At 72.6% G+C, this 25,228-nt stretch carries 22 protein-coding genes; 8 read left to right on the forward strand and 14 right to left on the reverse strand.

Features of this window, described 5'->3' with window-relative positions:
* The first annotated feature begins 38 nt into the window (after positions 1 to 38).
* Complete coding sequence (locus R6Y94_RS21265) at positions 39 to 788, forward strand: Maf family protein (protein ID WP_318397630.1); 750 nt, start codon at positions 39 to 41, stop codon at positions 786 to 788.
* Between the two features lie 43 nt (positions 789 to 831).
* Positions 832 to 1,485 (forward strand): O-methyltransferase, encoded by a 654-nt coding sequence (locus tag R6Y94_RS21270; RefSeq protein ID WP_318397631.1) that lies wholly within the window; start codon positions 832 to 834, stop codon positions 1,483 to 1,485.
* Between the two features lie 86 nt (positions 1,486 to 1,571).
* On the opposite strand, the gene R6Y94_RS21275 is transcribed toward R6Y94_RS21270, so the two are convergent.
* The 3 genes from R6Y94_RS21275 to R6Y94_RS21285 all read right to left on the reverse strand — a co-directional run bounded on the left by R6Y94_RS21275 (position 1,572) and on the right by R6Y94_RS21285 (position 4,198).
* A complete protein-coding gene (locus tag R6Y94_RS21275; RefSeq protein WP_203858186.1) occupies positions 1,572 to 2,327 on the reverse strand; it encodes an ABC transporter permease in 756 nt (251 codons plus the stop codon).
* Between the two features lie 57 nt (positions 2,328 to 2,384).
* Positions 2,385 to 3,341 (reverse strand): ATP-binding cassette domain-containing protein, encoded by a 957-nt coding sequence (locus tag R6Y94_RS21280; RefSeq protein WP_318397632.1) that lies wholly within the window; start codon positions 3,339 to 3,341, stop codon positions 2,385 to 2,387.
* A 113-nt stretch (positions 3,342 to 3,454) separates the two neighbouring features.
* Positions 3,455 to 4,198 carry a PadR family transcriptional regulator gene (locus R6Y94_RS21285; protein WP_318397633.1) on the reverse strand — a complete coding sequence of 248 codons (744 nt, stop codon included), beginning with the start codon at positions 4,196 to 4,198 and terminating at the stop codon, positions 3,455 to 3,457.
* A 303-nt stretch (positions 4,199 to 4,501) separates the two neighbouring features.
* Here R6Y94_RS21285 and R6Y94_RS21290 point away from each other — a divergent pair, with 303 nt between their 5' ends.
* On the forward strand, positions 4,502 to 6,277 hold the full coding sequence (locus R6Y94_RS21290; protein WP_318397634.1) for an acetyl/propionyl/methylcrotonyl-CoA carboxylase subunit alpha: 1,776 nt from the start codon (positions 4,502 to 4,504) through the stop codon (positions 6,275 to 6,277).
* A 236-nt stretch (positions 6,278 to 6,513) separates the two neighbouring features.
* Positions 6,514 to 7,953, forward strand: a complete 1,440-nt coding sequence (locus R6Y94_RS21295) for a GuaB1 family IMP dehydrogenase-related protein (protein WP_318397635.1) — start codon at positions 6,514 to 6,516, stop codon at positions 7,951 to 7,953.
* Between the two features lie 33 nt (positions 7,954 to 7,986).
* Here R6Y94_RS21295 and R6Y94_RS21300 read toward each other — a convergent pair whose 3' ends face one another.
* The 4 genes from R6Y94_RS21300 to R6Y94_RS21315 form a co-directional block, all read right to left on the reverse strand.
* A complete protein-coding gene (locus R6Y94_RS21300; RefSeq protein ID WP_318397636.1) occupies positions 7,987 to 8,586 on the reverse strand; it encodes a TetR/AcrR family transcriptional regulator in 600 nt (199 codons plus the stop codon).
* Positions 8,587 to 8,764: 178 nt separating this feature from the next.
* Positions 8,765 to 9,976, reverse strand: coding sequence for a threonine--tRNA ligase (gene thrS, locus R6Y94_RS21305; RefSeq protein WP_318397637.1), 1,212 nt, complete (start codon positions 9,974 to 9,976; stop codon positions 8,765 to 8,767).
* Positions 9,977 to 10,212: 236 nt separating this feature from the next.
* Positions 10,213 to 10,407 carry a hypothetical protein gene (locus R6Y94_RS21310; protein WP_318397638.1) on the reverse strand — a complete coding sequence of 65 codons (195 nt, stop codon included), beginning with the start codon at positions 10,405 to 10,407 and terminating at the stop codon, positions 10,213 to 10,215.
* 330 nt (positions 10,408 to 10,737) lie between these two features.
* The gene (locus tag R6Y94_RS21315; protein WP_318397639.1) at positions 10,738 to 12,141 is read right to left on the reverse strand and encodes an NAD(P)H-quinone dehydrogenase; all 1,404 of its coding nucleotides are present in this window, start codon (positions 12,139 to 12,141) and stop codon (positions 10,738 to 10,740) included.
* A gap of 106 nt (positions 12,142 to 12,247) precedes the next feature.
* Here R6Y94_RS21315 and R6Y94_RS21320 point away from each other — a divergent pair, with 106 nt between their 5' ends.
* A complete protein-coding gene (locus R6Y94_RS21320; protein WP_101369614.1) occupies positions 12,248 to 12,703 on the forward strand; it encodes a gamma-glutamylcyclotransferase in 456 nt (151 codons plus the stop codon).
* Between the two features lie 34 nt (positions 12,704 to 12,737).
* Here R6Y94_RS21320 and R6Y94_RS21325 read toward each other — a convergent pair whose 3' ends face one another.
* The 4 genes from R6Y94_RS21325 to R6Y94_RS21340 all read right to left on the reverse strand — a co-directional run bounded on the left by R6Y94_RS21325 (position 12,738) and on the right by R6Y94_RS21340 (position 15,822).
* Positions 12,738 to 13,082 (reverse strand): sensor histidine kinase, encoded by a 345-nt coding sequence (locus R6Y94_RS21325; RefSeq protein ID WP_318397640.1) that lies wholly within the window; start codon positions 13,080 to 13,082, stop codon positions 12,738 to 12,740.
* A gap of 52 nt (positions 13,083 to 13,134) precedes the next feature.
* Entirely contained in the window at positions 13,135 to 13,893 is a 759-nt protein-coding gene (locus R6Y94_RS21330) for an SCO6745 family protein (RefSeq protein WP_318397641.1), read from the reverse strand.
* Between the two features lie 216 nt (positions 13,894 to 14,109).
* Entirely contained in the window at positions 14,110 to 15,174 is a 1,065-nt protein-coding gene (locus R6Y94_RS21335) for a hypothetical protein (RefSeq protein WP_318397642.1), read from the reverse strand.
* An 18-nt stretch (positions 15,175 to 15,192) separates the two neighbouring features.
* Positions 15,193 to 15,822 carry an MBL fold metallo-hydrolase gene (locus R6Y94_RS21340; protein WP_318397643.1) on the reverse strand — a complete coding sequence of 210 codons (630 nt, stop codon included), beginning with the start codon at positions 15,820 to 15,822 and terminating at the stop codon, positions 15,193 to 15,195.
* 115 nt (positions 15,823 to 15,937) lie between these two features.
* On the opposite strand from R6Y94_RS21340, the gene R6Y94_RS21345 reads away from it, so the two are divergent.
* Positions 15,938 to 16,960, forward strand: coding sequence for a DUF4349 domain-containing protein (locus R6Y94_RS21345; protein ID WP_318397644.1), 1,023 nt, complete (start codon positions 15,938 to 15,940; stop codon positions 16,958 to 16,960).
* A gap of 91 nt (positions 16,961 to 17,051) precedes the next feature.
* On the opposite strand, the gene R6Y94_RS21350 is transcribed toward R6Y94_RS21345, so the two are convergent.
* Together R6Y94_RS21350 and R6Y94_RS21355 are read right to left on the reverse strand one after the other, a co-directional pair.
* Positions 17,052 to 18,305, reverse strand: a complete 1,254-nt coding sequence (locus R6Y94_RS21350; protein ID WP_318397645.1) for an amidohydrolase — start codon at positions 18,303 to 18,305, stop codon at positions 17,052 to 17,054.
* A gap of 500 nt (positions 18,306 to 18,805) precedes the next feature.
* Positions 18,806 to 20,389: a methylmalonyl-CoA mutase gene (locus R6Y94_RS21355; RefSeq protein ID WP_318397646.1), complete on the reverse strand. Its 1,584-nt coding sequence runs from the start codon at positions 20,387 to 20,389 to the stop codon at positions 18,806 to 18,808.
* A 282-nt stretch (positions 20,390 to 20,671) separates the two neighbouring features.
* Here R6Y94_RS21355 and R6Y94_RS21360 point away from each other — a divergent pair, with 282 nt between their 5' ends.
* Both R6Y94_RS21360 and R6Y94_RS21365 read left to right on the forward strand, forming a co-directional pair.
* The gene (locus tag R6Y94_RS21360) at positions 20,672 to 22,606 is read left to right on the forward strand and encodes a protein kinase domain-containing protein (protein WP_318397647.1); all 1,935 of its coding nucleotides are present in this window, start codon (positions 20,672 to 20,674) and stop codon (positions 22,604 to 22,606) included.
* An 88-nt stretch (positions 22,607 to 22,694) separates the two neighbouring features.
* On the forward strand, positions 22,695 to 24,401 hold the full coding sequence (locus tag R6Y94_RS21365) for a phospho-sugar mutase (protein ID WP_318397648.1): 1,707 nt from the start codon (positions 22,695 to 22,697) through the stop codon (positions 24,399 to 24,401).
* Positions 24,402 to 24,444: 43 nt separating this feature from the next.
* Here the strand turns inward: R6Y94_RS21365 and R6Y94_RS21370 are convergent, their stop codons facing one another.
* On the reverse strand, positions 24,445 to 25,122 hold the full coding sequence (locus R6Y94_RS21370) for a GOLPH3/VPS74 family protein (RefSeq protein ID WP_318397649.1): 678 nt from the start codon (positions 25,120 to 25,122) through the stop codon (positions 24,445 to 24,447).
* Positions 25,123 to 25,228 lie beyond the last annotated feature (106 nt).

Below are 25,228 nucleotides of genomic sequence, written 5' to 3' on the forward strand. Positions count from 1 at the left end.
CGCGGGTAGCTCTCGCCGGGCCGGGTACGTTGGCCGTCGTGCACACGACAAATCGGCTACGCCTGGTGCTCGCCTCGGCGAGTCCGGCCCGACGCAAGCTCCTGCAGGCCGCCGGTATCGAGCCGGACGTACTGGTCAGCGGGGTCGACGAATCGCAGGTGGACCCCTCGACCCCGGAAGTCCTGAGCCTCACACTGGCTCAACTGAAGGCACGAGCGGTAGCCGAGCGGATCGCATCGGCTGGTACAGGTGCCGGTGCCATCGATGAGATCGGAAACAACGCGGCCGAGCCCCGTACGCTGGTGCTCGGCTGTGACTCGGTGCTGGCCTTCGACGGCGAGATCCTCGGCAAGCCGGCCGACGCGGACGAGGCGACCCGCCGCTGGCAGGTGATGCGGGGAAAGAGCGGCGTGCTGCACACCGGGCACTGCCTGATCGACCTGTCGAACGGGCGGGAGGTTGCCCGGGTCGCCGGCACCGCCGTCTACTTCGCGGAGATCACCGACGAAGAGATCGCCGCGTACGTGGCGACAGGTGAGCCGTTGCAGGTGGCGGGCGCGTTCACCATCGACGGGCTGGGTGGCCCGTTCGTCGACCGGGTGGACGGCGATCCCGGCGCGGTGATCGGCCTCTCCCTGCCGCTGTTCCGCCACATGCTCGGCGACCTCGACCTGCTGATCACGGACCTCTGGGCCGCCCGAACGACTCCGTTCGATGCCGCCCGAACGACTCCGTTCGGTGCCGACGCCGGGACGGCGGCCACGTCGGCGGCGACCGACCCGCACTGACGAACCGCTACCGTCGGCCGGGAACCTGGCATAGCGTCGAGCCGTGCCGACGAAGTCGATTCCGCTCACCGAAGACCTGCACGCGTACGTCCTGGCGCACGGCTCCCCGCTGGACGTCCTGGCCCAGGAGCTGATCGACGAGACGGTCTCCCTACTGCCGGCCGACGCCGAGATGCAGATCGCTCCGGAGCAGGCCGGACTCCTCACCTTCCTGACCCGGCTGGTGAACGCCCGGCAGGCGGTCGAGGTCGGCACCTTCACTGGGCTCTCCTCGTTGGCGATCGCCCGTGGCCTGCCCGCCGGCGGCCGGTTGACCTGCTTCGACATCTCGGAGGAGTACACGGCGGTTGCCCGCCGGTACTGGGCACGGGCCGGCGTCGACGACCGGATCGAGCTGCGGATCGGCCCGGCCGCCGAGAGTCTGCGGTCTCTCCCCGTGGAGCCGCACCTCGACCTCGCCTTCGTCGACGCCGACAAGCCGGGCTACCTGACCTACTGGGCCGAGTTGGTGCCGAGGATGCGTACCGGTGGGTTGATCGTGGTGGACAACGTGCTGCGGGGCGGTCGGATCCTGGCCCCGCAGAGCGTGGCGGACCGGGCGATCGCCGAGTTCAACGAGGCAGTACTCGCCGACGAGCGGGTCGAGCTCGTGATGCTGCCGATCGCCGACGGCCTCACCCTGGCCCGCCGCCGCTGACCGTCACCTGCACCGACGCCGACACCTGCCCGGGGCTACGGGCGGAACCGGCGCCGGGGCCGGCTCCGCCCGTACCCGATGGGGAGCTAGCGGACGCTGCGGGCGAACTCGCGCGCGGCCCAGACCACGGCGAGCGCCGTGATCACCGCCATCACCGAGAGTCCCTGCCAGACGGCGTCGTTGCCGAGATCGCCGGCGAACAGCGCCCGGGCGCCGTCGACCGCCCAGGAGAACGGGTTCCAGTCGGCGATCCCCTGCAACCAGCCGGGCGCGAAGTTCAGCGGCAGCAGGATCCCCGAGAGCAGCAGAACCGGTTGGGCGATCGTGTTCATCAGCGGCGCCAGCGCGTCCTCGCTCTTCACCACCAGCGCGATCCCGTAGGACAGTGCCGACGTCATCAGCGCGATCAGGGCAAGCATCAGGTACGCGAGCAGCAGGTCCCCGATGAAGACCGAGAGCCCGAAGGCCAGCGCCAGCACGGTGATGATGATCGCCTGGGCGATCAGCGACACCACGTCGCGCAGCGACCGGCCGAGCAGCAGGGCGAGCCGGCTGACCGGGGTGACCCGGGACCGTTCGATCACCCCGGCCCTTAGTTCGGCGATCAGACCGAAGCCCTGGAACAGCCCGCCGAAGATGGCGAGCAGGACCAGCAGGCCGGGCACGAAGATCCGGTACGCCTCCGCGTTGCTCGACGCCTGCAACGCGGGCTTGAGCAGCGGGGCGAAGAGCAGCAGGTACATCACCGGCTGGAAGATGCCGACGAAGAGCCAGACGGGCTGGCGGACCAGCAGTAGGAACTGCCGCTGGAAGATCAACCATGTGTCGCGGGCGAATTTCATCACAAGTCTCCTGTTCGGCGGTGCGCGGCGAACGCGCAGGACTCGCGCGGCGAGCGGTCAGGACTCGCGCAGCGAGCGGCCGGTCTTGGTGAGGAACACGTCGTCGAGGCTGGGCCGGTGCAGCTCGATCGAGCTGAGCGCGATGCCGGCAGCGTCGAGCGCGCGGAGGATCTGGGGCATGTCCCGGGCCCCGTCGTTGACGTAGAGCCGGAGCGCGCCCTCGTCCGAGGTCTCCAACCTGGTGACGTACGGCTCGGTCTCCAGCACCTTGCCGGCGTCCTGGGCCGACCCCTCGATGGCGACGAGCACCACGTCGCCGGAGATCTCCCGCTTCAGCTCCGCCGGTGTCCCCTCGGCGACCACCTCGCCGTGGTCCATGATGGCGATCCGGTCGCAGAGCGCGTCCGCCTCGTCCAGGTAGTGCGTGGTGATGAAGACCGTCATGCCCTCGGCGCGCAGCCGGCGGATCTCGTCCCACATGTGCGCCCGGCTCTGCGGGTCGAGGCCGGTGGTCGGCTCGTCCAGGAAGACGATCTTCGGTTCGTGGATGATGCCGAGCGCGATGTCGACCCGCCGGCGCTGGCCACCGGAGTACGTCTTGCACTTGCGGTCGGCGTACTCGGTGAGCTGGAACGCCTCCAGGGCGCGTACCGCGCGCCGGCTCGCCTCGGCCTTGCTGAGGCCGTACATCCGGGCGTGCAGTACCAGCTCCTCGCGGGCGGTCGACTCGTCCCAGGTGCTGCCGCCCTGGGCCACGTAGCCGATCCGCCGCCGCACCTCACCCGGGTTGGTCCGCAGGTCGACGCCGGCGATGTTGGCCTCGCCGCCGTCCGGTTCGATGAGCGTGGCGAGCATCCGCAGCGTGGTGGTCTTGCCCGCGCCGTTCGGGCCGAGGAAGCCGAAGATCTCCCCCTCGGCCACCACGAGGTCGACACCGCGGACCGCGTCGACCGACTTCTTCGCTCTGCCCTGCCGGGAGCGGAACGACTTCCGCAACCCCTTTGTCTCGATCATGCCTGCTCCTGGTCAGCCTGGACCGGCATCCCCACCGGCCCCATCCCCCGGGGCACGCCAGAAGGCGCCCACCGCAACGCTTCCGGGAGGCTAACGCGATATAGCGCATCTAGTCAACGTTGATTATTACGCGTCGTACTGCCGTCCCCGGCAGGTAGGGACGACGACTCCGACGACGACTCCGACCCCGCCACCAACGGCGGCCCGGCGGAAGCCGGATCGTCCGGCGTACGCCCGCCGGCCCAGGAGGCGTCGACGGCCATCGAGGCGAACTGCGCCCAATCCTGGTTCTCCGCGTAGTCCTCCGGCAGGTACGGCACCCCGGCATCGATCAGGTCGGCGATCCGCTCACACCAGCCGATCTCCCCCTCCGCCCGGGCGATCGACAACTGCCACATCCAGGCGACATGCACCGGCTTGTCCTTCTTCATCCAGCCGGACTCCATCGCCGCCCGCAGGCTGTCGTTGACCGCCCGCAGCAGTCGGGCCCGGTTACGCAGCGCCGCCGACGCCTCTTCCCGGGGCAGTGCGGGCAGGAAGGAGAAGGCCGCGAAGAACGGGTCGACGACCTCGCCGAGGTTCCACCAGTTGCCCCTGAGCAGGCCCTGGAACTCGTCCTCGCCCTGTGGGGTGATCCCGTACGTGACCCGGGCCGGACGGGCGCCGACCTGCTCGGTGGCCACCTCCCGTAACAATCCCTCCTCGGTCAGCTTGCGCAGCGCGTGATAGATCGAGCCGGGCTGGACGTTCGCCCACTTGTCCGCGCTCCAGCTCAACAGCTCGCGACGTACGTCATAGCCGTGCACCGGTTGCATCCACCGGACCAGGCCGAGAATCATCATTCGGGTAGCTGACACACCCAGAAGCGTAATAGCCAAAATTGACTAGCTACCAACGCCGCCCCGTGGCACGGGCCGACCAGCTAGGTAACAGCGTGTAGCTGACTCGGTGACCAACAGCAACGCCGCCTTCTCGGCGGCAGCTGGAAGCGACTATCGAGCGGGTCGGGAGCAGCGCCGGACCCGGGTCGGCCGACCGGGTCACCGCCCCCGCCCGTCGGGCGGACGGCCGGGATCGTTGACAATGGCGCCTGGCAACGTCCCTGGCAGCCACCTCGGCGACCGGCGACGGTGGGGAGCGATTCGAGGAGGAGCAGCCGCGTGCGCAAGGTACTGATCGCCAACCGGGGCGAGATCGCGGTACGGGTCGTCCGCGCCTGCCGGGACGCCGGACTGGCCAGCGTCGCCGTCTACGCCGACTCGGACCGGGATGCGCTGCACGCCACCCTCGCCGACGAGGCGTACGCACTCGGCGGCGAGACCGCGACCGAGACGTACCTGCGGATCGACAAGCTGCTCGACGTGGCCGCCCGGTCGGGCGCTGATGCCGTACACCCGGGTTACGGGTTTCTCTCGGAGAACGCGGACTTCGCGGCGGCGGTGATCGACGCCGGCCTGACCTGGATCGGGCCGAGCCCGCAGGCGATCCGCGACCTGGGCGACAAGGTCACCGCCCGGCATCTCGCGCAGCGGGCCGGCGCTCCGCTGGTGCCCGGCACCTCCGAGCCGGTGAGCGGGCCGGACGAGGTGCTGGCCTTCGCCGCCGAGCACGGTCTGCCGGTGGCGATCAAGGCGGCGTTCGGCGGCGGCGGCCGGGGCCTCAAGGTGGCCCGGACGATGGCGGAGATCCCGGCGCTCTTCGAGTCGGCCACCCGCGAGGCGCTGGCCGCGTTCGGCCGGGGCGAATGTTTCGTCGAGCGGTACCTGGACCGGCCCCGACACGTCGAGGCGCAGGTCCTCGCCGACCAGCACGGCAACGTCGTGGTGGTCGGGACCCGGGACTGCTCGCTGCAACGCCGCCACCAGAAACTCGTCGAGGAGGCGCCGGCCCCGTTCCTGACCGACGAGCAGCGGGCGGCGATCCACGCCAGCGCGAAGGCAATCTGCCGGGAGGCCGACTACCACGGCGCCGGCACCGTGGAATACCTGGTCGGCGTGGACGGCACCATCTCCTTCCTGGAGGTGAACACGCGCCTACAGGTGGAGCACCCGGTGACCGAGGAGACCGCCGGCATCGACCTGGTCCGGGAGCAGTTCCGGATCGCGTCCGGCGAGAAGCTCCGGTTCGACGCCGATCCCGTGCCGCGCGGGCACTCGATCGAGTTCCGGATCAACGGCGAGGACCCGGGCCGGAACTTCCTGCCGGCGCCGGGCACGGTGACCGCGCTGCGGCTGCCCACCGGGCCCGGCGTACGGGTGGACGCCGGCATCGTCGCGGGCGACGTGATCGGCGGCAACTTCGACTCGCTGCTCGCCAAGGTGATCGTCACTGGCGAGACCCGTACCGAGGCGCTGGAGCGCGCTCGCCGGGCCCTCGACGAGATGGTGGTGGACGGGATGGCCACCGCGCTGCCGTTCCACCGGCTCGTCGTCCGGGACCCGGCGTTCACCTCCGCGCCGTTCACCGTGCACACCAGGTGGATCGAGACCGAGTTCGACAACACCGTGCCGGCGTTCACCGGCGCCGGGCCGGCCGACGAGCCGGCCGGCGCCCGGGAGACCGTCGTGGTCGAGGTCGGCGGCAAGCGGCTGGAGGTCAGCCTCCCCGCCGGCTACGGCGCGGGTACGACCCCGGCCGCCGGCCCGGTTGCCTCCGGTGCTGCCGCCCGACGGCCGGCCCGGCGCGCTGGCCGGTCGGGTACGGCGGGCGGGGCCGCCGCCGGTGGAGACGCGCTGACCTCCCCGATGCAGGGCACCATTGTCAAGATCGCGGTTGCCGACGGCGACACGGTCGCCGAGGGTGACCTGATCGTCGTCATGGAGGCGATGAAGATGGAGCAGCCGCTGCACGCGCACAAGGCCGGCGTGGTGAGCGAACTCGCCGTCGAGGTCGGTGGGGTGCTCACCGCCGGTGCCGTCATCTGCGTCATCAGCTGACCCGTCCGGCACACGTCGCACACCCTCGGCCCGGAGTCCCGGCACCGGCTGGCCGCGAGCCCAGACAGTCAGGCGGGCAGACGGCGAGCCCAGACAGTCAGGCGGGCGAGGAAACGACGAGAGCGGGGACACCGGCGTCGCGGGACCCCGGCGACACCGGTGAGAACCGGAGAGGCTGGTGACGTGACCAGCGGGACTGCCGGGCCGGGCGGATCGTCCTCCGGCATGATGGCCAGGTGCGGTTCATCACCGGCGGAAAGCCCACCCAGGATCTGACCTACAACGACGTCTTCCTGGCCCCGGTCCGGTCGGCCGTGGAGTCCCGGCTCGACGTCGACCTGGCCAGCAGCGACGGGACCGGCACCACCATCCCGATCGTGGTGTCCAACATGACGGCGGTGGCCGGTCGGCGGATGGCCGAGACGGTGGCCCGGCGCGGAGGTCTCACCGTACTGCCGCAGGACATCCCGATCGAGGTGGTCGCCGAGGTGATCGGCTGGGTCAAGCAGCGGCACCTGGTGCACGACACCGCGATCACGCTCGGTCCGACCGACACCGTCGGAGACGCCATCCATCTGTTGCCGAAGCGGTCGCACGGTGCGGTGATCGTGGTCGACCCGGATGGGCGGCCGGTCGGCGTGGTGACCGAGGCCGACACGGTCGGGGTGGACCGGTTCGCGCAGTTGCGGCATGTGATGTCCACCGAACTGCACACCGTACCCGCCGAGGCCGATCCCCGGACCGGGTTCGACCGGCTGTCCCGGGGTCGCCGCCGGCTCGCTCCGGTGGTCGACGTCGAGGGCCGGCTGGTCGGGGTACTGACCCGCCGGGGCGCGCTGCGGGCCACGCTGTACCGGCCCGCGCTGGACGGCAAGGGTCGGTTGCGGATCGCCGCCGCGATCGGCATCAACGGCGACGTCGCCGGCAAGGCCGCCGCGCTCTTCGAGGCCGGGGTGGACACCCTGGTGGTGGACACCGCGCACGGCCACCAGGAGCGGATGCTCCGGGCCCTGCGTGCGGTACGCAGCCTGGACCCGCCGGTCCCGGTGGCCGCCGGCAACGTGGTCACCCCGGAAGGGGTACGGGATCTGGTCGAGGCGGGTGCGGACATCGTCAAGGTCGGCGTGGGGCCGGGTGCGATGTGCACCACCCGGATGATGACCGGGGTGGGCCGGCCACAGTTCTCCGCGGTACTCGACTGCGCTGCCGCCGCCCGCGAGCTGGGCCGGCACGTCTGGGCCGACGGCGGGGTACGCCACCCGCGCGACGTCGCCCTGGCCCTGGCCGCCGGGGCGTCGAACGTGATGATCGGTACCTGGTTCGCCGGCACCTACGAGTCACCCGGGGATCTCTACACCGACGCCGACGGCCGGCGCTACAAGGAGAGCTTCGGCATGGCCTCGGCGCGGGCGGTCAGTGCGCGTACCGCCGAGGACAGCCCGTACGACCAGGCCCGGAAGGCGGTCTTCGAGGAGGGGATCTCCAGCGCGCGGATGTACCTCGCCCCGAACCGGCCGGGCGTGGAGGACCTGATCGACGAGATAGTCGCCGGGGTACGCAGCGCGTGCACGTACGCCGGCGCCGCCGATCTCGCCGAGTTCCACGCCAACGCGGTGGTCGGGGTGCAGAGCGCCGCCGGCTACACCGAGGGGATGCCGCTGCCCACCAACTGGTGAGGTGACCGGGTGAGCGGCATCGGCCCCGGCGGCTCAACCGGGTGTCGCGAAGAGGCGAGCGATCACCAGCCTGGCGGCGGCCTCCGGGTCGTCGCCGACCTGGTCGCCCCGAAGCGCTCCGCCGAGCCACAGGTTGGCGAAGCCGTGCACGATCGACCAGGCGGCCAGCTCGGTCTGCGCCGCCTCCGGGCCGACCGGTGCCGCCGGCAGGCCGGCCACACCGGCCCGGAGTGCCGCCCGGGCCCGCTGCTGGCCGGCGGCGAGTGCGGCGTCGTCGCGGTGGAAGAGATCCGGCCGGAACATCACCTCGAAGTAGGCCCGGTGCCGCACCGCGAACATGACGTAGCCGACGCCGAGTTCGAGCAGGTTGCCGTCGGACTCCTGGCGGATCCGGGCCAGCCTGTCGGCCAGCATCTCGAAGCCCTCGGTGGCGAACGCGGTGAGCAGCCCGGCCTTGTCGCCGAAGTGGTGCGCCGGGGCGGCGTGCGAGACGCCGGCCCGGCGGGCCAGGTCGCGCAGGCTGAGACCGGCCGGACCGGACTCCTCGATCGCGGTCGCGGCGGCGGAGAGCAGCGCCCGCCGCAGGTCTCCATGGTGATACGGCCGGCCCGGTGCTTCACTCTCCTCGCTCATACCCGCGAGCATATCTTGTCATCGACAAGTTCCCTGGGTCGAGAGGGCCGGACGGGCATGAACCAGTTCGACGGTGATACCACAGAGGCATCATGATGCCTCTGTGGTATCACGCTCGCGGGGAACATCCCCGACAGCCGGTCGGGGAGGCAGTCGCCAGACCACGCCCGGCAGGGTCTCAGGGTAGGAGTTCCGCCGACCGGCCGGCGACCACCCCCGCGATCAGGCCCAATGCGTCCGGCGCCGCCATCGGGTCGACGCCCCGGCCGTCCCGCAGCCGCAGCGCCACCTGCCCGGCCGCCACCTCGCGGGCACCGAGCACCGCCGCGTACGGGACCCTGCGCCGGGCGGCGTCCCGGATCCGGGCGCCGAGCGACCCGTCGACGACCAGCTCCGCCCGCAGCCCGGCGAGTACGCAGTCCCGGCGGAACGCCTCGGCCGCCGCCACCTGCTCCGGCCCGACCGGCAGTACCCGCACCTGGACCGGGGCGTACCAGGCCGGGAAGGCTCCGGCGTGCACCTCGATCAGGTACCCGAAGAGCCGCTCCATGCTGCCGACCAGGCTCCGGTGCACCATCACCGGCCGCGCCCGCCGTCCCCGGGCGTCGGCGTAGCAGAGGTCGAACCGGGCCGGCTTGTCGAAGTCGAGCTGGATGGTGGAGAGGGTCGACTCCCGGCCGGCCGCGTCCCGTACCTGGATGTCGATCTTCGGTCCGTAAAATGCCGCCTCCCCGGGCGCCTCGACGTACGGCAGTCCGGACAGTGCCGCCCGGAGCAGGTCCTCGGCGTGCCGCCACTCCTCGTCGTCGCCGACGTACTTCTCGCCCGGTCCGCGCAGCGACAGCCGGAACCCCGCCGGGCGTACCCCGAGCGCGGCGTGCGCCACCCGGATCAGCTCCAGCACCTCGGCGACCTCGGCGCCGACCTGCTCCGGCGGACAGAAGTTGTGCGCGTCGTTGAGCGAGATCGCCCGCACCCGGCTGAGCCCGCCGAGCACCCCGGACCGCTCCGGCCGGTACATCCCGCCCAGCTCGGCGATGCGCAGCGGCAGCTCCCGATAGGACCGGCCCCGGGCCCGGTAGACCAGGGCGTGGTGCGGGCAGAGCGCCGGACGGAGTACGAACTCGTCGTCGTCGGAGAGCCGCAGCACCGGGAACATGTCTCCGGCGAAGTAGCCGAGATGCCCGGACAGCTCGAACAGCTCCCGCTTGCCCAGCGGGGGCGAGTAGACGTGCTGGTAGCCGGCCCGGCGTTCCAACTCGCGGACGTACTCCTCGACGCTGTGCCGGGCGGCGGCGCCGGCCGGCAGCCAGACCGGCAGCCCTGCCCCGGAGAGCGGATCGGCGTGGAACAGCTCCAGCTCGCGGCCGAGCCTGCGGTGGTCGTGCATGTCAGCTCCCAGATCTGGTACGGCCCGACGGCTGCTCCACCCCGGGACCGCGCCGATCTGGTGCGCACGACGAAAGCCCCGGAGCGGATCGCCCCGGGGCCAGTCGACGAGTTGGTCTGCGTCAGCGCGGCACGCCGGGGTGTCCCGGCGTCGTCGTCTCGCTCATCGCGCTGCGCATGGCGGCCACGGTACTCCGGCTGGCTGGCCGCCCGCAGTCGATTTCCACCCGGCCCGGCTCAGCGCAGTCGGGTGATGGTCACCTCGACGCCCTGCCCGGTGTTGGCGAGCACGTCGGCCCGGACCCGCAGCTCCACGCTGGACAGCGGTTGCGGGGCATGCAGCGCCTCGTACGCGTCCCGCGGCATCCCGGGCGCGCCGAACATCTCGTCCCAGCCGGGGCCGAGGCGGTAGTCCTCGAACAAGTCCGCCATGACCTGACGCCACGCCGATCTCGTTGCGCCCGCGCAACACCGCGACGACGCATGACCAGCAAAAACCGATCACGGCCGTATCGGCGGTCAGGCGATGACTGCCCCGAGCACCACGGCAGGTCGGTGCCTTGATCGCCGATGGCGGATTCGCCGATTAGGAGGGCCGCCGGCGCGGGACCCGCCGGCGGCCCGGTGGCGAACCGCTTCGACCACCGGGAACGGGGGACCCGACGGGATACGGTTCGCGCGCCGACAACGGTACGCCGCCGGCCGCGCCACCACCGCCCCGCGAAGCTATCCGTACCACCCGCCCGGAGCCGCCGGAGTCCCCTACTCCAGCCCGTGCAGCATCAACTGCCGCGCCGCCTCGGTGATCGATCCGGACAGCGAGGGATAGATGGTGAAGGTCATCGCCAACTGGTCGACCGTGAGGTTGTTCTCCACCGCCATGGTGATCGGCAGGATCAGCTCGCTGGCCTTCGGCGCCACCACGACACCGCCGACGACCTGGCCACTGGCCGGGCGGCAGAACAGCTTGATGAAGCCGTCCCGAAGGTCGGCCATCTTGGCCCGGGCGTTGCCCGCCAGCGGCAGCATCACCTGGCGGGCCGGGACCCGCCCCGAGTCCACCTCGTTCTGCGACACCCCGACCGTGGCCAGTTCGGGATCGGTGAAGACGTTGGCGGCGACGGTACGCAGCCGCAGCGGCGAGACCGCCTCGCCCAGCGCGTGCCACATCGCGATCCGGCCCTGCATGGCGGCGACGCTGGCCAGCGGCAGTACCCCGGTGCAGTCACCCGCGGCGTAGATGCCGGGCACGTTGGTCCGGGAGACCCGGTCGGTGCTGACGTAGCCGCCCGGGGCCACCGTCACGCCGTACTCGGTCAGGCCGAGATCCGCGGTGTTGGGGATCGAGCCGACCGCCATCAGCGCGTGCGAACCGGACACCACCCGGCCGTCGGCGAGTTCCACCTCGACCCCGTCGCCGGAGCGGCGGACCGCGTTCGCCCGGCTGTTGTTGAGGATCTCCATCCCCCGGGCCCGGAAGACCTGCTCGATCGCCATCGCGGCGTCGGGGTCCTCGTGCGGCATCACCCGGTCGCGGCTGGAGACCAGGGTCACCTGTACCCCCATCGCCAGGTAGGCGCTGGCGAACTCGGCGCCGGTGACGCCGGAGCCGATCACGATCAGCTGTTCCGGCAGCTCGGCCAGGTCGTACACCTGGCGCCAGGTCAGGATCCGCTCGCCGTCCGGGACCGCGGTGGGCAGTACCCTCGGGGTGGCACCGGTGGCGATCAGCACGGTCGAGGCGTCCATCGAGTACGTGGAGTCACCGTCCGACGGGGTCACCAGCACCCGGTGGGTGTGACCGAGCGTGTCCTCGCCGAGCCGGGCCCGACCGGAGACGAAGGTCACGCCGGCCTTGATCAGTTTTGCCTGGATGTCGGCGGACTGGGCGAGCGCGAGCCGCTTGACCCGGCCGTAGACGGTCGGCGCGTCGACGGTGATCGCGTCCAGCCCGTCCGAGTGCACCCCGAACTCCTCGGTGTCCCGATATCCGGTCACCACTTCGGAACTGGCGATGAAGGTCTTCGACGGTACGCAGTCGTGCAGTACGCACGCTCCGCCCGCCCCGTCGGTCTCGACCACCGTCACATCGGCGTCCAACTGGGCGGCGACCAGCGCCGCCTCGTAGCCGGCCGGCCCCCCGCCGATGATCACAATCCGGCTCACAGTGCTCGCCCTCCGTCGCTGCTTCCAGTGACAATCTTGTTCAGAACCCGTCCGACACGCACGGTCGTATTCTCCCCCACCCCTCCACCGGGCTATCGTCATCGCCGTGCGTCATTACGCCGCGTACGGCTCAAACCTCGATCCCGCCCGGATGCGTGCCTACTGCCCGCACTCGCCGATGGTGGGCACCGGCTGGCTGGAAGGCTGGCGGCTCACCTTCGCCGGCGAGGGGGTGATCGGCTGGGAGGGCGCCGTCACCACCATCGTCGAGTCGCCCGGCGATCGGGTCTTCGTCGCACTCTACGACGTGCACTCCTGGGACGCCGCCCAACTCGACGAGGTCGAGGGGGTGGCCTCCGGCACGTACCGGAAGCTGCACGTCCGGGTGGTCACCCTGGACGGCGAGATCACCGCCTGGGTGTACGTCTTCGCCGGCTACGAGGGCGGGCTGCCCACCGCGTGGTACCTGTCGGAGATCGCCAACGCGGCGGAGAAGGCCGGTGCCCCCGACGACTACGTGGCCGAACTGCGTTCCCGGCCCACCGGCACCGCCTCGGCCTGACCCGGCCGTCCCCGCTACCGGCGAAGCCGTCCCGCTACCCGGGAAGTGGGCAGGGGATCTCCACGGTCACCAGCGTCGGGCCGCCGACCGGGCTGCGCACAGTGGGTATCCCGTCGAACGCGCCCAGTCGACGCCGCATGCCGCGCAGCCCGGTCCCACGGGCCGGATCAGCGCCGCCCCGACCGTCGTCGGCGACCGTGATCCGCAACACCGTGCCGGTGTGCGCGATGTCGATCTCCACCGTGTTCGCACCGCCGTGCCGGCTGGCGTTGGCCAGCGCCTCCAGCACGCAGAAGTACGCCGCCGACTCCACCGGCGCGTCGAGCCGGCCCGGCAGTTCCCCGGTCACCCGTACCGGGACCGGGCTGTCCAGCCCCACGGCCCGGAGCGCGTCCGGCAGGCCCCGCTCGGCGCCCCCACCATGCTCACAGTCAGTCCAGGTTGGGCGGTGACATCCGCACGCCGGTCAGCGCGGCGCCGAGCAGGCTGACCAACTCCACCCGCTCCGCCGGGTCGAGCACCCCGTACGCCTGGGCCACGATCCGGTCGGTCACCGACTCGGCCCAGAGCCGCCGCCGGACCAGCGGCCCGACCGGCGGGTACGGCGGCGACCAGCCGTATGTCACCGCGCCGGACTCGCCCTCCGGACCGGCGAGGATGACCTCCATCGCCGTCATGCCGGCCGCGCGCACCGCCATCAGGCTGGCGCCGGAGTAGTACTCGAAAAGCAGGTGCAGCAGCACGGCCGCCCGGGCGGCCGGGGCGGCGTCCGCCGGCACCGGCATGCCCCGCCAGGCCGCGAAGAGCGGCATCCCGGTGGCGTCGGCCGCCACCACGACCGGCTCGACCAACTCGATCAGCCGGGCCAGCGGCGGGAAGTTGGCCAGGTAGTCGATCCCCCAGCGGCAGCACTCGGCCCGGCTTACCTCGGCCACCGCGCTCGGGGTGGCCACCCGGACGGCGGTCTCCCAGCCGTCGGCGACCGCGTCCGGCGATAGGATGCCGATCGCGGCGGCCACGGTCTCGGTCCGTACGTCGCCGAGGACCGCACCACGACCGGTCACCAGGAACGCCCAGCCGGAGATGCCCATCTGGCGCGCCCGGCGCAACGTGCGGGGACACTCGATGAAGGCGCTGCCCAACTTCAGCACGGTCGGCCTGGCCGCGCCGGCGGCCTGCTCGGGGGTCAACGACACTGCCTTCCGGTCTGAGTTCCGGGTTCCGCCCGCGTCACCCGGTTGAGTCTGCCTCGCAGACGGGGATTTCGGCAGCCCCGACCGCCAGCCGCGCCGGAACGACCCGCCGGGCGCCTCCCGGCCCGACCGAGCTGGCCCGACCGAACCGGGCGCGTCCAGCGCGCCAGCCCGACCGAGCCGGGCGCCGGGATCGGTGACGGCGGCGCCGCCTCAGGGCGTGTCGTCGCCGTCCTCCGCCATCGCCTCGACCGCCGCCTGCACCTCGCCGGCCCGACGCCGGGCGGCGACCGCTCCCCGCTCGGCGGCCCGCCTTGCCAGTTTGCGCCGCCCGGACTCCTGTTCGGCGGCGGCCCGCCGCCGCTCCAGTTCGGCGAGTTCGGACTCGATCGCGGTCAGCGCCGCGGCGGCGTCCCGCTCGGCCGCCACCGCCGCCGCCAGCTCCGCCTCGGCCCGCTCCTGCCGGGTACCCGCCTCGGCCAGCGCCCGGTCGAGGGTACGACGACGGGCGGCCCGGGCGGACTCCTCGGCCCGGGCGGCCCGGGCGGCTGCCCGCTCGGCGGTCGAGGCGCCGCGCTGCCCACCGGCAGCACCCGGTCGCCCCGCCCCGGCTCCGGTACGCCGGCCGTCCACCCCGCCCGCCGCCGCCCGACCGGTCCCGGTCTCCCGGCCCGGCTCCGCGGACCCGTCGGCGGCGGCCTCGGCGGCTTCCTCGACCAGTTCGTCGACGGCGCCTTCGGTCAGCTCCCCGGTGTCCGGGCCGCCGACGATCAGTCGCAGCTGTGGCCTGGGTACCTCGCCGAAGCCGGCGTAGCTGGCCGCCCGGACCAGTCGGCCGGACCGGGCCTGCTCGGCGACCTCGACGTCGGCGAGCGCCGCGTTCAACGTCGCCTCCACCTCGGCCAGCGGCAGCTTTCCGCCAGCCAGCCGGGGATCCTCCTCCTCGGCGAGCGCCCGGGCCTGGCCGACCAGCGCACCCACCACGCCCCGCCGCTGCGCGGAGAGTTCCCGCAGGCGGTCGCCGCGCAGTTCCCGCTGTGCGCCCCGGAGCGCGGCGGAGAGTTCGACCAGGTCGGCCATCAGCTCCGGGCGGCGTAGGGCCAGCAGGTTCACCAGCCAGGCCGCCACGGTCGGCTTGCGCAGCTTGGCTATCTCGCGGGCGGCGCTCGGGTCGCCGGCGGCCCGGGCCGCGGCGGCCGCCCCGGAGCGGGCGGCGACGAAGCCGTCCGGCGGCGCGGTGTAGAGCCGTTCGACGAGGTCACGGGGCAGGTCGGGCATTCTCTCGATTCTCCGGGTTCAGTCGACCGCGGTCCCGGGCACCAGGCGGGCGTAGTCGCAGTTGGCCAGCAGCGCCATGTTCTTGTCGTACACCGTCAGCCCGGCGTCGCCGAGCAGCCCGTCGTGCAACGCGTACGCCCGGCGCGGGCTGACCGCCCGGACGAAGGTCACCGAGTCGGCGAGCTTGAGCCAGGGACCCGAGATCGGCACGAACAAAGTGTCCACCTGCACCGCCTCCGGTACGTCGAACGAGTCGCCCGGGTGGTACACCGAGTCGTTCACCAGGAAGCCGAGGTTCACCACCCGGGGAATCTCCGGATGGATCTCGGCGTGCCAGCCGCCGTACGCCCGCACGGCGAAGCCGGCCGCCTCGAACGACTCCCCGCAGGAGACCGTGCGCACCACGCCGGCCAGTGCATCCAGTTTGGACGCCACGTCGGGATGGGTGTGGACGGTCACCGACGGACGCCGGTCGAGCGCCTCGGCCAGGGCGTCCACGTCGAGGTGGTCGGCGTGTTCGTGGGTGATCAGCACCGCGTCCACCCCGTCCAGCGCGGCCGGCTCGGTGAGGTTGCCGGGGTCGATGACCAGCACCGCCCCGTCCTCCTCCACCCGTACGCACGCGTGGCCGTACTTGGTCAGTCGCATCGAGACTCCTCGGTCACCGAATCGTGATGTCTCCAGCGCAGTCTGCCGGAACCGGGGTGACTTCGCGGCGCGTCTGACGGAACGCCTCTACGGGGGACGGACGAACGGAGGGGACATGAGCGAACGAAGCGGGACCGTGGTCGGACGGGGCAGGATCTCGGCCGGAGCGGGCCGCCGGCGAGCCGGGCTGCTGGGTGCGGTGGCACTGACCGCCGCCCTGGCGCTGGCCGGCTGCGGAGCCGACGGCGGGGACAGCGCCGCCGGCACCTCGGCGGCGGACGCCCCGGCCGGCGGTGCCGAGCAGGCACAGCCCGGCGCGGCCGAGGGGCCGCTGGGCGGGGGCGGGGCGCCACCCGCCGGCCAGCCGGCGAAGGAACCGACGACCGAGCTGGGGGTCGGTCAGCGCGCGATCGTCTACACCGGCTCGGTGACGGTACGGGTGGACGACGTGGAGGCGGCGGCTGCCCGGGCGGTGGGCATCGTGACCGGGGCGGGCGGCTTCCTCGGTGGCGACAACCGGAGCAGCGACGCGTCACGCTCCGAGGCGACCCTGCAACTGCGGGTCCCGGCCGACCGGTTCGCCGCCGTGGTGGACGAGGTCGCCCGGCTGGGCGAGCAGTTGCGCCGGGAGGTGAAGACCGACGATGTCACCGAGGAGACCCTCGACCTGGACGCCCGGATCGCGACCCAGCAGGCGAGGGTGGCCAGCGGCCGGCGGCTGCTGGCCCAGGCGAAATCCCTGTCGGACCTGGTGATGCTGGAGAGCGAGCTGGCCAAGCGGGAGGCGGACCTCGCCTCGCTGGAGGCGAAGAAGCGCCGGCTGGCCGACCTGACCGCGCTCTCCACGGTCACCGCGGTGCTGCTCGGGCCGAACGCCCAGGTGCCGGAGGACGACGAGCCGGCGATCGGTTTCCTGGCCGGGCTGGAGGGCGGCTGGACGGCGTTCGTCGTGTCGCTGCGGATCCTGCTGACCGTGCTGGGCGCACTGCTGCCGTGGGCCGTCGCGCTGGGCCTGCCGGCGTTCGGGCTGGTCTGGCTGGTCCGCCGGCTCCGCGGCCGGCGCTCCCGGCCGACCCCGCCGGCTCCGCCCCGGAGCACGCCCGCGGTCCCGGCCCAGGCGCCGGCCCCGCCCGGCTGAGCCGTTTTCCCGGGTACGCCGGGTGTCGCGTCCAGGGCACCCGGCGGCTCCGGCCCGGACCGTCGCCTCGACCCGGGTCCGGTACGGCGGGTCAGCCGGCCAGGGCCTTGAGCGCGGTCTGCACCAGCAGCCGTACGCCGACCCCGATCGCCCGCTCGTCCACGTCGAACGTCGCCCGGTGCAGGTCGACGTTGGCCGCCGCCCGCCCGACGCCGAGCCGGGCCAGCGCACCCGGTACGTGCTCCAGATACCAGGAGAAGTCCTCGCCCCCCATGCTCTGCGGGGTCTCGGCGATCCCGGCCGGGCCGGCCGAGGCCACGGTCGCGGCGGTCAGCACCCGGATCGCCCCGGCGTCGTTCACCACCGGCGGGCGCCCGCGCAGGTATTCGACGTCCACGGTGGCGCCGGTCGGGGCGATCACGTCCCGGACCACCTGGGCGACGATCTTCGGTGCCTGGTCCCAGGTGTCCCGGTCCAGCACCCGGAGCGTGCCGGCCGCCATCGCCTCGTTCGGGATGACGTTGTACTGGGTACCGGCCGAGGCCTGTCCGAAGACCAGCAGCAGTCCGCTGTTCGCCGGCACCCGCCGGTTGACCAGCGCCGGCACCTCGGTGACCAGCCGGCCCAGCGCGTCGACCAGGTCCACGGTCAGGTGCGGCCGGGCGGTGTGCCCGCCCGGTCCGGTCAGCCGGACGGTGATGTTGTCCGCCGCCGCGGTGATCGGGCCGACCCGCAGGCCGACCCGGCCGACCGGCAGGTTCGGGTCGCAGTGCAGGGCGAAGATCTGGGTCACGTCGGTCAGCCCACCGGCCTCGATGACCTCCAGCGAGCCGCAGGGCAGGATCTCCTCGGCCGGTTGGAAGATCAGCCGGACCCGCCCGTCCAGCTCGCCCCGCCGGGCGAGCTGGGCCAGCAGCAGTCCGACCCCGAGCACGACGGTGGTGTGCACGTCGTGCCCGCAGGCGTGGCAGGCACCGTCCACGGTGGATCGGTACGGGACGTCCTTGACGTCGGTCAGCGGCAGTGCGTCGAGGTCGGCCCGGAGCGCGACCACCGGCCCGGACGGCCGCCCGTCGATGTCGCAGATCACCCCGTTGCCCTTCGGCAGCAGGCGCGGCTCCAGACCGGCCACCGCCAGCTCCCGGGCGATCAGCGCGGCGGTGTCGAACTCCTGGCCGGAGAGTTCCGGGTGGGCGTGCAGGAACCGGCGGGTAGCGATCAGATCAGGCAGCCGGACGTCGAGCATCCGGTCGAGCCCGAAGGGCAGGGGCTCGGCCCCGGGCGGCGTCTCGGATTCCGACGACGCCGGCTGGCTGCCGGTCGGCAGTTGCAACGCACTCGTCACGTCGAATTCTCGATCACTGTGGATGGGATGGGACTCGGACAGCCTAGACCGCCGACGGTGACGCTGCGCAACCTCGTTCTGGTAGTGATCAGACAGCACAGCGTCACGAAAACCCTGGTAGGAGCGCTCGGCAATGTACGGAGGGCTACCTATCCCGCCATCAGACCCCGCCATCTGTGCCACACCTCCTACAACGCGTGACGGTTTCACCGGTCACGATCTAGCTCGGCAGCAGCGCCGCCCGTCCGATTTGTCGAGGTTCCGACCGTCCTCGGGCAGGCGACGATGGAGCACCACCGGGTGGGGTGGCGGGGGTCCCCAGGGTGACAGTTGGTGTCAAACGGGCCGCGCACAGGCTGTCCGCCATCCACCGGTAGGGCCCGGCCACCTCCCGATACCCGAAAAACCGGACCGGCACTCCACAGACCGCCGATCACCCGACCGGGGTACCCGGCAGCGGGCGGCGCGGTCCGCCGGGACGTCGGTGCGATCGCCGGCGGTCAGAACCGGTCGCTGGGCCGGTACGTCCCCCATACCTCGCGCAGCACGCCGCAAACCTCGCCGACGGTGGCCCGCGCCCGCAGCGCCTCCTTCATCGGGTAGAGCACGTTCTCCGTACCCGAGGCGACCGTGCGCAGGTCGGCGAGGGCGCGCTCGACGGCGGCCGAGTCCCGGTCGGCCCGCAGCCGGGCCAGCCGGTCGCGCTGGGCCGCCTCGATCGCCGGGTCGACCCGGAGCGGCTGGTACGGCTCCTCCTCGTCGACGGTGAACCGGTTGACCCCGACCACCACCCGGTCGCCGGACTCGATCTCCTGGGCCACCCGGTAGGCCGAGGACTCGATCTCGCGCTTCTGGAAGCCCGCCTCGATCGCCTCCACCGCCGAGCCGTACTCGGCGACCCGGGCCATCAGCTCGCGCACCCCCGCCTCGATCTCGTCGGTCATCGCCTCGACGACGTACGAGCCGGCGAACGGGTCCACCGTGGTGGTCAGGTCGGTCTCGTACGCCAGCACCTGCTGGGTACGCAGCGCCAGCCGGGCCGCCTTCTCGGTGGGCAGCGCGATCGCCTCGTCGAAGCTGTTGGTGTGCAGCGACTGGGTGCCGCCGAGCACCGCCGCGAGGCCCTGCACGGCGACCCGCACCAGGTTCACCTCCGGCTGCTGGGCGGTGAGCTGCACCCCGGCGGTCTGGGTGTGGAAGCGCAGCATCAGCGACTTCGGGTTCTGCGCGCCGAACTCGTCCCGCATCAGGTTGGCCCAGATCCGCCGGGCGGCCCGGAACTTCGCCACCTCCTCCAGCAGGGTGGTCCGGGCCACGAAGAAGAAGGAGAGCCGGGGCGCGAAGTCGTCCACGGCGAGGCCGGCGGCGAGCGCGGCGCGGACGTAGGAGATGCCGTTGGCCAGGGTGAAGGCGATCTCCTGCACCGGGGTCGCCCCGGCCTCCGCCATGTGGTAGCCGGAGATCGAGATGGTGTTCCACCTCGGCACCTCCTTGCGGCAGTAGCCGAAGGTGTCGGCGACCAGCCGCAGCGAGGGCTTGGGCGGGAAGATGTAGGTGCCCCGGGCGATGTACTCCTTCAGGATGTCGTTCTGGATCGTCCCGTTCAGCGCCGAGCCGGCCACCCCGGCCTCCTCCGCCACCAGTTGGTAGAGGAGCAGCAGCACCGAGCCGGGGGCGTTGATCGTCATCGAGGTGGAGACCCTGTCCAGCGGGATGCCGGCGAAGAGGGTCCGCATGTCGTCGACCGAGTCGATCGCCACGCCGACCTTGCCGACCTCGCCGTGCGCGATCGGGTGGTCGGAGTCGTAGCCCATCTGGGTGGGCAGGTCGAAGGCGACCGAGAGGCCCATGGTGCCGGCGGCGAGGAGCTGGTGGTAGCGCGCGTTGGACTCGGTGGCGGTGCCGAAGCCGGCGTACTGGCGCATGGTCCACGGCCGCGAGGTGTACATCGTCGGGTAGACGCCCCGGGCGTACGGGAACTCGCCGGGGGCACCGAGCCGGGCGTCCAGACCTGCCGGTACGTCGGCGGCGTGGTAGACCGCCTTGATCGGGAAACCCGACTCGCTCGACCGACCTTCACTCATGACCGGCATGGTAGGCCGGCTCCCGCGCACCGGGCTCTCCCGGGCCGAATCGGCCCCGCCGGAGGACGCGCCGCAAGGGTCCGGAGCCGCCCGGCACAACGCCCGTCCCGGGTGAGCAGACCGGCACTCGCCGTCGATAAATACGAACGTTGAGTGAGATAATCAACACGTACGGTCGAGTTATCGGCAACTCCGGCGGTTGTCTTTCCCTTCTGCGGTCGGAACCCGCAATATAGGGGGGTTCTGTCCTGTGCCCCCTCGATTCTCTTCGGTGGCTTTTCTGTGACTCAGATCCCGACGTGGAGTGGCGGACCGGCCAATCCCACCAACGGACGTGCGGCACCCGGCATCACCATCGGCGGTAGGTACTCGTTGCGGGCGGCGGTCGGCCACGGCGGCATGGGTACGGTGTGGCGCGCGGCCGACACCCTGCTGCGCCGCGACGTCGCGGTGAAGGAGGTCGTGCTCCCACCGGGGCTGGCCCCCAGCGACCGCGACGCGATGTACGAACGCACCCTCCGCGAGGCGCGGGCCGCGGCGGCCCTCCAGCACCCGGCGGTGGTGCAGGTCTACGACGTGGTCACCGAGGGCGGGCGGCCGTGGATCGTGATGGAGCTGCTCGACGCGCGCAGCCTCGCCGACATGGTGATCGAGGACGGCCCGCTCGCGCCCCGCGCGGTCGCGAAGATCGGCATCGCCCTGCTCGGCGCGCTGGAGGTGGCGCACGCGATCGGGGTACTGCACCGGGACGTCAAGCCGGCCAACGTGCTGATCTGCTCCGACGGCCGGTGCGTACTCACCGACTTCGGGGTGGCCCGGATGCCGACCGACGTCCAGCTCACCACCCCCGGCATGGTGCTCGGCTCGCCGCACTTCATCTCGCCGGAGCGGGCCATGGGCCAGGACTTCGGCCCGCCCAGTGATCTCTTCTCGCTCGGCGTCACCCTCTACACCGCGGTCGAGGGGCGGCCGCCGTTCGACAAGGGCGACCCGATCGAGACCATGCACGCCGTGGTGGAGGATCCGCCCGCGCCGCCGGTCCGGTCCGGGGCGCTGACCCGGGTACTGCTCGGCCTGCTGGAGAAGGACCCGGCCCGCCGGCTCGACGTGACCGCCTCCCGCACCATGCTCCGCGAACTGCTGGCCGGCCCGCTGGCCAGCAACGCCGCCGGGCACATGGTCACCGACCCGTACGCGGTGGTGCCGTCCCAGCGCTCGCCGTGGCAGCAGTCGGCACCCGGCGCGCCCCAGTCAGCGGCGCCGGCCGGAGCCCAGCCGGGCCAGTCCAGCCGGCCGGCGACCAACGGTGAGATCGGTGGCTCGGCCATGCTCGCCCCGGGCGAGTCCCTGACCGAGCGGATCGCCCGCAGCTCCCGTGAGGCCGCCGCCTCCAACCGGCCCCCGGCGGCCGGCGGCAACCCGCTGGATGCCCCCACCGGGGCGATGCCGGGCTCGGCCGGCCGGCGCGGCGGGCCGCTAGACACGCCGACCGGGGCGATGTCGGGGGCCGGCGGTCGGGGCGGCACGGTGCACATGGCCCGTGGCGGCGGCGTCGGTCGTGGCCTGACCGGCGCCCGGCAGGCCGGCGACTCGGTGCTGCGCGCGGTCCAGAGCTGGCCCCGGAAGATGCAGCTCGCCGTGGCCGGCGGGGTCGCCTCGGTACTGCTGATCAGCATCGTCGCGCTCTCGATCGGCGGCGGCGAGGACCCGGCCGACACGCCGACGCCGCAGGCCGGACCGACCAGCCAGGCCCCGGTACCGGCGTCCTTCGCCACCCAGCCGCACGACGAGCGCGGGGTCTCGCTCAACGTGCCCAAGGACTGGAAGAAGGCGGCCCCGAAGAAGGCCGTCTACATCGACTACACCGATCCGGACGGCAGCGGGCGACGGGTCCGGGTGCTGGTCGAGGACTTCAAGGGCGACAGCTCGCGCCGCTGGGCGGAGATCGCCGCGAACGGGCTGAAGTCGAGCAAGAGTTGCGCCAAGCCCTACCGGCAGGTCGGCCTGACGGATGAGGAACTGATCGGCAAGCCCGCCGCGCAGTTGGAATACACCTGTGGTGACGGCGACGACCAGCGGCACGGCATATGGCGCGGACTGGTACAGGGCGGCAAGGTCTATTCCTTCTACCTGACCACCCCCGATGCCCGGTTCGAGGAGAGCAAGCCGATCTTCGCCGAGATGGTCAAGTCGTTCCGGCTCGGCAGCGCCGGCTGACGCCCGTCCGGCCCTGCCCGGGGGCGTAGACCACGCCGGGGCGGGGCCGGACTGCGTCCGGGGGTGGCCGGCGTGCTATCACAGTCCGATGGTGTCGAAACCGAAGCAGTCCGACGGCGTGTCCCCGGGCGGCTCCCCCGACGAGCTGGCCGGGCTCCGGGCCCGGGCCCAGGCGTGGCTCGACGACGACCCCGATCCGGCGACCCGGGACGAGCTGCGGGGCGTACTCGACCGGTTGCCGGCGAGCGGGGCCGAGCTGGCCGACCGGTTCGCCGGGCCGCTCACCTTCGGCACCGCCGGGCTGCGGGGCCCGCTGCGCGCCGGCCCGAACGGGATGAACCTGGCCGTGGTCACCGCGGCCGCGGCCGGGCTGGTCGGCTGGCTCGCCGCCCGCGACACCTCCGGCCCGCTGGTGATCGGGTACGACGCCCGGCACGGCTCGAAGGAGTTCGCCGAGCGGACCGCCCGGGTGGCCACCGGTGCGGGGCGGCCGGCCCTGCTGCTGCCCCGGCCGCTGCCCACTCCGGTGCTGGCGTACGCGGTCCGGGCCCTCGGTGCGGTCGCCGGGGTGATGGTCACCGCCAGCCACAACCCGCCGCAGGACAACGGCTACAAGGTCTACCTGGGCGCCTCGACCGGCGGCCCCCGGGGCGCGGGTGCGCAGATCGTGCCGCCGGTGGACGCCGAGATCGAGACGGCGATCCGGGCGGTCGGGTCGCTGGCGGCGGTGCCGCTGGGCGAGCCCGGGAGGGTGCTCGGTGACGACACCGTCGTCGGGTACGTCCGGGCCACCGCCGGGCTGATCGACCCGGCCGGGCCGCGCGGGCTGACCGTGGCGTACACCCCGCTGCACGGGGTGGGTGCCGCCGTGCTCACCTCGGTCTTCGCCCGGGCCGGGTTCGCCGTGCCGGGCATCGTGGCCGAGCAGGCCGAGCCGGACCCGAACTTCCCCACCGTCTCGTTCCCCAACCCGGAGGAACCGGGCGCGACCGACAGGCTGCTCGCACTGGCCCGGGAGGTCGGCGCGGACATCGCGCTGGCGAACGACCCGGACGCCGACCGGTGCGCGGTGGCGATCCCCGACCGGATACGCGGTTGGCGGATGCTGCACGGCGACGAGGTCGGGGTACTCCTCGCCGACCACCTGGTCCGGCAGGGCCGCACCGGCCTGTACGCCACGACGATCGTCTCGTCGTCCCTGCTCAGGGCGTTGTGCGAGGCGCGGGGCCTGCCGTACGGCGAGACGCTGACCGGGTTCAAGTGGATCGTCCGGGCGGAGTCCGGCGCCGCCGAACTGACCTACGGCTACGAAGAGGCCCTCGGCTACTGCGTCGCCCCGGACCAGGTACGGGACAAGGACGGGATCAGCGCCGCGCTCACCTTCGCCGAACTGGCGGCGACGCTGAAGGAGCAGGGCCGGACCGTGGCTGACCGGCTGGACGAACTGGCACGCGAGTTCGGGGTGCACCTGACCGACCAGCTCTCGGTCCGGGTCGACGACCTGCGCGAGATCGGGAACACGATGACCTACATCCGGACCAAGACCCCGAAGACGCTGCTCGACGAGCCGGTGAACTCGGTGCAGGACCTGGCTCCGGAGGCGGACGTGCTGATCCTGCGTACCGACGCTGCCCGGGTGGTGGTCCGGCCGTCCGGCACCGAGCCGAAGCTGAAGGCGTACCTGGAGGTGGTGGAGCCGGTGGTCGACGGTGACGTACCGGCGGCCCGGGAGCGGGCCGCCGCCTCGGTACGCGCGCTGCGCACCGAGACCGCCGCGGCCCTCGGCATCTGGTAGGCCGGCACCCGCCGGCCCCGGGCCGGTCCGCGCCGGCCGGCGGTCAGGTCCGGGTGCCCAGCGCGGCGTCGATGGCCCGGGAGAGCGCGGCGATCACCAGCGCCACCGAGGGGCGGATGGTCGACTCCTCCAGGCTCACGTCGTCGGTGAACCCGGCACCCCGGGCGATTTCGGTGAGCCGCTTCCGGGCGTCCTCGGCGGCCGGCCCGGTCAGCCCGAGACTGGGCTGTACCCGGATCGCCGCCATCACCGCGGCGAGCGCAGCGGTCCGCTCGTCCGGTGCGGCCTCCCCGGTCAACGCGTTCACCAGCCGGGCCCGGATCTCCGCTTCGACCGACGGATCGAGCACGGGATAGCGGTGGATGTGGATGTAGCCGAGTTCGGTTTCGTCGACGTCGTTGATTACGCCGCGCGTGCAGAGGCCGTTCAGGATCCGGTCGCGCAGCCCGTGCCGGAGCCGCTGCACCCAGGAGGCCGGCGTGTGCGGAGTGTCCGCCGCGATCCGGGCGAGCACGTCGTCGGCGATCGGGTCGCCGGTCGGCGTGGCGTCGGTGGCCACGATCGAACCGTCGGAGAAGGCGACCCGGCCGGCGAGCGCGAGGTCGACCAGCACGGCGGCGGCCATGCCGAGGTCGAGTCCGATCCGGGAACCGGTCGCCTTGCCGGATTTATCGTCGTAGCCGAGCAGCAGCAACTCCTCGGCCAGCCCAACACCAGTCATGGCCCGGAACGGTAGCCGCTCCGGGCCAGCCGCGCATGCGTCCCGGCCGGACCCGCCGCCCGGTTCCGTGGAATCCCGGCTGACCGCCTCGGTGGAGTCGGGTCCG

The organism is Plantactinospora sp. KLBMP9567, from assembly GCF_033446045.1.
Lineage (GTDB): Bacteria > Actinomycetota > Actinomycetes > Mycobacteriales > Micromonosporaceae > Plantactinospora.

Coding starts and splice junctions, on each gene's coding strand:
- R6Y94_RS21275 (WP_203858186.1), bottom strand. CDS start 2,327: ATGAAATTCGCCCGCGACACATGGTTGATCTTCCAGCGGCAGTTCCTA.
- thrS (WP_318397637.1), bottom strand. CDS start 9,976: ATGCACGACCACCGCAGGCTCGGCCGCGAGCTGGAGCTGTTCCACGCC.
- R6Y94_RS21300 (WP_318397636.1), bottom strand. CDS start 8,586: ATGAGCGAGGAGAGTGAAGCACCGGGCCGGCCGTATCACCATGGAGAC.
- R6Y94_RS21365 (WP_318397648.1), top strand. CDS start 22,695: ATGGTGTCGAAACCGAAGCAGTCCGACGGCGTGTCCCCGGGCGGCTCC.
- R6Y94_RS21335 (WP_318397642.1), bottom strand. CDS start 15,174: ATGCCCGACCTGCCCCGTGACCTCGTCGAACGGCTCTACACCGCGCCG.
- R6Y94_RS21340 (WP_318397643.1), bottom strand. CDS start 15,822: ATGCGACTGACCAAGTACGGCCACGCGTGCGTACGGGTGGAGGAGGAC.
- R6Y94_RS21355 (WP_318397646.1), bottom strand. CDS start 20,389: ATGAGTGAAGGTCGGTCGAGCGAGTCGGGTTTCCCGATCAAGGCGGTC.
- R6Y94_RS21280 (WP_318397632.1), bottom strand. CDS start 3,341: ATGATCGAGACAAAGGGGTTGCGGAAGTCGTTCCGCTCCCGGCAGGGC.
- R6Y94_RS21370 (WP_318397649.1), bottom strand. CDS start 25,122: ATGACTGGTGTTGGGCTGGCCGAGGAGTTGCTGCTGCTCGGCTACGAC.
- R6Y94_RS21345 (WP_318397644.1), top strand. CDS start 15,938: ATGAGCGAACGAAGCGGGACCGTGGTCGGACGGGGCAGGATCTCGGCC.
- R6Y94_RS21310 (WP_318397638.1), bottom strand. CDS start 10,407: ATGGCGGACTTGTTCGAGGACTACCGCCTCGGCCCCGGCTGGGACGAG.